We start from the raw sequence: 5,387 nt of genomic DNA, 5'->3' as shown, positions 1-5,387 counted from the left end.
CCAGGCGCTGGCATTCGGCGATATGCGCCTCGAGCGCGTGCAGGCGCTCGCCGAGCAGTTCGCGCACCTCGGCGCAGGGCTCGGCGCCGCTGTCGGCGCGGGCGAGGATGGCCTGTACGTCCTTGAGGCTGAAGCCCAGGCGGCGGGCGCGGGCGATAAAGCGCAGGCGCTTGAGGTCCTCGGCGGCGTAGAGCTGGTAGCCGTTGTGCGGATCGCGCCGCGGTTTGAGCAGGCCTAGGTCGGTGTAGTGGCGCACGGTATCGCCGCTGACGGCGGCGGCCTTGGCCAGTTGGGCGACGCGCATGCTGCACTCCTTCTGCTGGCGAGAGGCCGTCAGCATAAAACCGCGGGGCGGCCCCGCGGTCAACGGGTTTATCCCGCTGCTCGGCGGCCTGTCATTCGGCAATCTTCAGCTTGCGCGACTCGTGATAGAAGTAGCGCAGCTTCTCGTACTCGAACGGCGAGTTGAGCTGGCCGTAGCGGAAGCTGGTGTGCGCCCGCTCGTCCACCGCGCGCAGCGCCGTGATGCCGGGGTTGCGGCTGCTGGCGTCGGCCACGTCGAGGTAGTTGACCGCGCTTTCCAGGCTGTAGTCCGCCACCAGCCCGCCGGTGTCGCGCAGGTTGGAGGGGCCGAGCAGCGGCAGCATCAGGTAGGGGCCGGCCGGCATGCCGTAGTGGCCGAGGGTCTGGCCGAAGTCTTCGCGCAGCCGGGGCAGGCCCATCCGGCTGGCCGGGTCCCAGATGCCGCCGATGCCGAGGATGGTGTTGAACAGCAGCCGCGCGGTGCTGTTCATCGCCCGCTGGCCCTTGAGCTGCAGCAGGCTGTTGGCCAGGGTCGGCACTTCGCCGAGGTTGCTGAAGAAGTTGTGGATGCCGCTTTCCACCAGGTTCGGGGTGACGTAGCGGTAGCCGTCCACCAGCGGCAGGAACACCCACTGATCGAAGCGGTAGTTGAAGTGGTAGACGCGGCGGTTCCACGACTCCAGCGGGTCGTACACCTGCAGGGCGTCGTTGGAGGCGCGTTCGAACTCCTGCTGATCCAGCCCCGGGTTGAAACGCAGGTGCTGCAGCGGGTTGGTGAAGCCGTCGGGGTCGGCGTGGTGTTCGGCCAAGGCCGGCCCGCTGCCCAGCAGCAGGGCGATCAGAATCCAGTGCTTAGCCACGGAAGAACTCCAGCATGGCGTCGCTGTTGACGCGGTAGTTGAGGTTGCCGCAGTGCCCGCCGCGCGGGTACAGGGTCAGGCGCTCGCCGAAGGCGCGGCGCAGGAAGCCGATGTCGCCGGGGCCGAGGATCAGATCGTCGGCGTTGTGCATCACCGCCACCTTGTCGCTGCCCTTGAGGTAGTCCTCCAGCGCGTAGAGGCTGGCCGCATCGATCAGCTGGTTGAGGCTGCCGCCGTCGTAGCGGGCGCGCCACATCGGCACCAGCTGTTCGGCGATGTAGCAGTCGAAGTCGCAGCGCAGCGCCAGCTGGAAGAAGGGGGTGAGGCTGGTGCCCTCGCTGATGCGATAGCCCTGCGGGGTGATCAGGCCGCGGCGGTTGAGCAGGTCCGAGCTGAACACTATGTCGGCGGCGGCGAAGCGGAATACCGTGCCGATGAGCATGGCCATCTGCTCGTCGGAGAGCTTCTCCTTGGACTGCTGGAAGTCGTAGAGCATGGCCTCGTTGATATCCAGGTAACCCTTCTCGTTGAAGTAGCGGGTCAGCTTGCCGAGCACCAGGTCGTAGAAGTTGGTGCTGTTGTCGATACCCTCGACCTGGGTCTGCACCAGGCGGTCGAGGTTGGTGATCGAGGTGTAGAGGTTGACCGGCGGGTTGAGCAGTAGTACGCGCTTGAAGTCGAAGGCGCGGCGGGTTTCGTCGAGCCGGCTGACGAAGGCGGCGTGCAGGCCGCCGAGGCTGTAGCCGGTGAGGTGGAACTCGCTGACCTCGAGCTTGGGGTGCTGGGCGCGCACCGCCTGCATGGCGCGGTACAGGTCGTCGGCATCGTCCGGGGTGTAGCCCGGGGTGGCGAAGCGCGAGGCGGCGGCCATGAAGTCGTAGCTGGTCGGCGACGACAGCTGCACCACATGGAAGCCGGCGCCGTAGAACAGCTTCTTCAGGTATTCCGGGGTGCCGCTGGAATAGTGCGCACCGGTGCCGGCGATGATGAAGATCAGCGGCGCACGACCCTTCTGCTGGGCCAGCCGGTACTGCAGCTTGGTCACCGGCCAGAAGTTCTCCAGCAGCTCGAACTCGCGATCCGGACGGATGCGCACGGCGTAGTCGCGCTGATCGATGGCGTCGTCGGCCGGCAACGCCGGGCGCAGCTGCGGCGGGGTGGTGGCGATGGTCGCCTCGAACGGGTTGGCCAGCGGAAAGCCGTAGCTTTCGGCGTCCACGTCCGCCGCTGCGGCGGACGCACAGAAGACCAGGCCGCCGAGCAGGGCGGCGAGTCGGGCAAGGCTGGGCATGTGGCAAGTCCCTTTTAGGAAGAGAACGTCTCGATTGAACAGCCCGCTTATGACAGCAACAGCTGGGGCAAAGTGCCAGAACCGCGGTTTATCGAGGCTGTCCGGCCAGCGCGTCCAGCGCCTCGCCGGTCAGCCGGTAGACGGTCCAGTCGTCCTGCGGCGTGGCCCCCAGACCTTCGTAGAAGCCGATGGCCGGCGTGTTCCAGTCCAGCACCGACCACTCCAGGCGGCCGCAGCCGCGATTCACCGCCAGGCGTGCCAGCTCGGCTAGCAGCGCCTTGCCGAGGCCGGCGCCGCGGGCGGCGGGACGCACGTAGAGGTCTTCCAGGTACAGTCCGGGACGGCCGAGGAAGGTGGAGTAGTTGTGGAAGAACAGGGCGAAGCCGGCGGCCTCGCCGTCCACCTCGCCGATCAGCACTTCGGCGAAGGGGCGCGGGCCGAACAGGTGTTCGGTCATCTGCAGCGGATCGGCGACCACCTGGTGGCTGAGCCGTTCGTACTCGGCCAGTTCCTGGATGAAGTCGAGAATCAGCGAAATATCGGCGGGTTGCGCGGGGCGCAGGCTCAGCTTGGACATGGCGGCTCCTTGTGGATGCTGCCGAGTATGCCGCGGGTGCCCAGGGCTCTGGCAAGTCGCCGATCAGACGTGGTGATGCAGCCAGGCATGCCTGGGAATGGCCGACTCGCGCTTCTTCGCCTCCAGGCGCGCCCAGAACTTCTCGTGGAAGTAGAAGCCCACCGAGTTGCACAGCGGCTCGACCGCCGCCACCAGGCCGCTGACCGCGACGCTGCCGGTCAGCGCGTAGGCCACGCCGAAGGCGATGCAGAAGTGCATGATGGTGAAGGTCAGGGTCTTGAGCATGCTGCACCTCGATGAGAATCGTTTCGCGTCGAGAGCAAGGCTAGTCTCCCTGTGCAGCCGGGGGAAATGCGGGCTGTGCATGGCTTCGATAGTCGAAGTGCATGAGTAGGATGCTCTGGAGAGTTTTGCTCTATTTGTCTCGCGGCGCCGCGCCCTGCCAAAGAGGCGCGCGCCATTGACAGGAGGTGGTTGCATGCCGGTCCGCGATCGCCCTGGCTCCACCGTGGCGCCGCCGCGGGTGGTGAGCTGATGCTGCTGCGCCTGGCCGCCGATGCGCTGGTGCTGCTGCACCTGGCCTTTATCCTCTTCGTGCTGGGCGGCGGCCTGTTGCTGCTGCGTTGGCCGCGCTTGGTCTGGTTGCACCTGCCGGCAGTGGCCTGGGGCGCGGTGGTGGAGTTGTGCCACCTGCTGTGCCCGCTGACGCCCTGGGAGAACCAGTTGCGCCGCGCGGCGGGGCAGGCCGGTTACGACGGCGGCTTCGTCGAACACTACCTGATCCCGCTGATCTACCCGGCCGTACTGACGCCGCAGATCCAGCTGTGGCTCGGCGCACTGGTGCTGCTGGTCAACGGCGCGGTGTACGGCTGGCTGCTGTGGCGCTGGAGATGCAGGCCGTAGCGCCGATTTGCCCTGCCTATTCATAAGCCTGATGAAGGGCTGGCGGCACTATTTCCTTCGCTACACTGCCAGCCATTCCAACCGGACATTGAAAGGCAGGCCCGCTATGCAAAACCGCATGATGATTACTGGCGCCGGTTCCGGCCTGGGGCGCGAGATCGCCCTGCGCTGGGCGCGCGATGGCTGGCGTCTGGCCCTGGCCGACGTCAACGAGGCCGGCCTGGCCGAGACCCTCAAGCTGGTGCGCGAGGCCGGCGGCGACGGTTTCACCCGCCGCTGCGACGTGCGCGACTACAGCCAGCTGACCGCGCTGGCGCAGGCCTGCGAAGAGCAGTTCGGCGGCATCGACATCATCGTCAACAACGCCGGGGTGGCGTCCGGCGGCTTCTTCAGCGAGCTGTCGCTGGAGGACTGGGACTGGCAGATCGCGATCAACCTGATGGGCGTGGTCAAGGGTTGCAAGGCCTTCCTGCCGTTGCTGGAGCAGAGCAAGGGCAAGATCGTCAACATCGCCTCGATGGCGGCGCTGATGCAGGGGCCGGCGATGAGCAACTACAACGTGGCCAAGGCCGGCGTGGTGGCGCTGTCGGAAAGCCTGCTGATCGAGCTGCGTCAGCAGGAGATCGGCGTGCACGTGGTCTGCCCGTCGTTCTTCCAGACCAACCTGCTGGACTCCTTCCGCGGTCCGACCCCGGCGATGAAGGCGCAGGTCGGCAAGCTGCTGGAAAGCTCGCCGATCAGTGCGGCGGATATAGCCGAGTACATCCACGCCGAGCTGGCCAAGGGCAGCTTCATGATCCTGCCGCACGAGATGGGCCGCATGGCCTGGGCGCTCAAGCAGAAGAACCCGCAGGCGCTCTACGACGAGATGGCCAACATGGCCGACAAGATGCGCGGCAAGGCCAAACCGGCAGGCTGACCGAAAGGTCAGTTAATTGCCGCCGCAGGCTTGCCCGAGCGGGCCTGCGGGGGTAGGGTGGCCGATCCGGCCTGCCTGCCGTTCTGACCTTGGATAATCCGTGAAACCAGTCCCTCGGGCCCTTTTGCTGGTGGCCCTGGTGCTGGCGGCGATCAACCTGCGCCCCGGCATCACCTCCCTCGCCCCGCTGATCGAGCGGATCGCCACCGAGCTGTCGCTGAGCCGCAGCTTCATCAGCCTGACCACCGCGCTGCCGGTGCTGTGCATGGGCCTGCTCGCCCCCCTGGCGCCGCGCCTGGCGCTGCGCTGGGGGCTGGAGCGCACCATCGTGTTGTGCATGGCGCTGATCGCCCTGGCCCTGCTGGCGCGTCTGGCGGCGCACCAGAGCGCGGTGCTTATCGCCAGCGCCATCGCCCTCGGCGCCGCCATCGCGGTGGCCGGGCCGCTGCTGTCGGGTTTCATCAAGCGCTATTTCGCCGGGCAGATGGGCCGTGTGGTGGGCTGGTATTCCCTCGGCATGGCCATCGGCGGCGC

General features: G+C 67.0%; 8 protein-coding genes. 3 read left to right on the top strand and 5 right to left on the bottom strand.

The genetic code is table 11. The features are described from left to right. The 5 genes from N878_RS11885 to N878_RS11865 form a co-directional block, all read right to left on the bottom strand. The coding region (locus N878_RS11885; RefSeq protein WP_021443876.1) for a MerR family transcriptional regulator at positions 1-304 on the bottom strand (304 nt) is incomplete at its 3' end. Positions 305-395: 91 nt separating this feature from the next. Next, the gene (locus N878_RS11880) at positions 396-1,163 is read right to left on the bottom strand and encodes a VacJ family lipoprotein (protein ID WP_021443875.1); all 768 of its coding nucleotides are present in this window, start codon (positions 1,161-1,163) and stop codon (positions 396-398) included. Beyond that, positions 1,156-2,454 carry a serine protein kinase PrkA gene (locus N878_RS11875; RefSeq protein ID WP_021443874.1) on the bottom strand — a complete coding sequence of 433 codons (1,299 nt, stop codon included), beginning with the start codon at positions 2,452-2,454 and terminating at the stop codon, positions 1,156-1,158. The genes N878_RS11880 and N878_RS11875 overlap by 8 nt, the downstream gene beginning before the upstream one ends. 88 nt (positions 2,455-2,542) lie before the next feature. After that, on the bottom strand, positions 2,543-3,031 hold the full coding sequence (locus N878_RS11870; RefSeq protein WP_021443873.1) for a GNAT family N-acetyltransferase: 489 nt from the start codon (positions 3,029-3,031) through the stop codon (positions 2,543-2,545). Between the two features lie 63 nt (positions 3,032-3,094). Next, positions 3,095-3,316 (bottom strand): DUF2061 domain-containing protein, encoded by a 222-nt coding sequence (locus N878_RS11865; RefSeq protein ID WP_021443872.1) that lies wholly within the window; start codon positions 3,314-3,316, stop codon positions 3,095-3,097. Positions 3,317-3,565: 249 nt separating this feature from the next. Here N878_RS11865 and N878_RS11860 point away from each other — a divergent pair, with 249 nt between their 5' ends. The 3 genes from N878_RS11860 to N878_RS11850 form a co-directional block, all read left to right on the top strand. Next, positions 3,566-3,934 carry a DUF2784 domain-containing protein gene (locus N878_RS11860; RefSeq protein WP_021443871.1) on the top strand — a complete coding sequence of 123 codons (369 nt, stop codon included), beginning with the start codon at positions 3,566-3,568 and terminating at the stop codon, positions 3,932-3,934. Positions 3,935-4,040: 106 nt separating this feature from the next. Then, entirely contained in the window at positions 4,041-4,853 is an 813-nt protein-coding gene (locus tag N878_RS11855; RefSeq protein WP_021443870.1) for an SDR family oxidoreductase, read from the top strand. A gap of 100 nt (positions 4,854-4,953) precedes the next feature. Next, the coding region (locus N878_RS11850; protein ID WP_036987754.1) for a CynX/NimT family MFS transporter at positions 4,954-5,387 on the top strand (434 nt) is incomplete at its 3' end.

The organism is Pseudomonas sp. EGD-AK9 (genome assembly GCF_000465935.2).
GTDB lineage: Bacteria > Pseudomonadota > Gammaproteobacteria > Pseudomonadales > Pseudomonadaceae > Aquipseudomonas.
This window is presented reverse-complemented; position numbering and strand designations above follow the sequence as displayed.

Coding starts and splice junctions, on each gene's coding strand:
- N878_RS11875 (WP_021443874.1), bottom strand. CDS start 2,454: ATGCCCAGCCTTGCCCGACTCGCCGCCCTGCTCGGCGGCCTGGTCTTC.
- N878_RS11870 (WP_021443873.1), bottom strand. CDS start 3,031: ATGTCCAAGCTGAGCCTGCGCCCCGCGCAACCCGCCGATATTTCGCTG.
- N878_RS11855 (WP_021443870.1), top strand. CDS start 4,041: ATGCAAAACCGCATGATGATTACTGGCGCCGGTTCCGGCCTGGGGCGC.
- N878_RS11865 (WP_021443872.1), bottom strand. CDS start 3,316: ATGCTCAAGACCCTGACCTTCACCATCATGCACTTCTGCATCGCCTTC.
- N878_RS11860 (WP_021443871.1), top strand. CDS start 3,566: ATGCTGCTGCGCCTGGCCGCCGATGCGCTGGTGCTGCTGCACCTGGCC.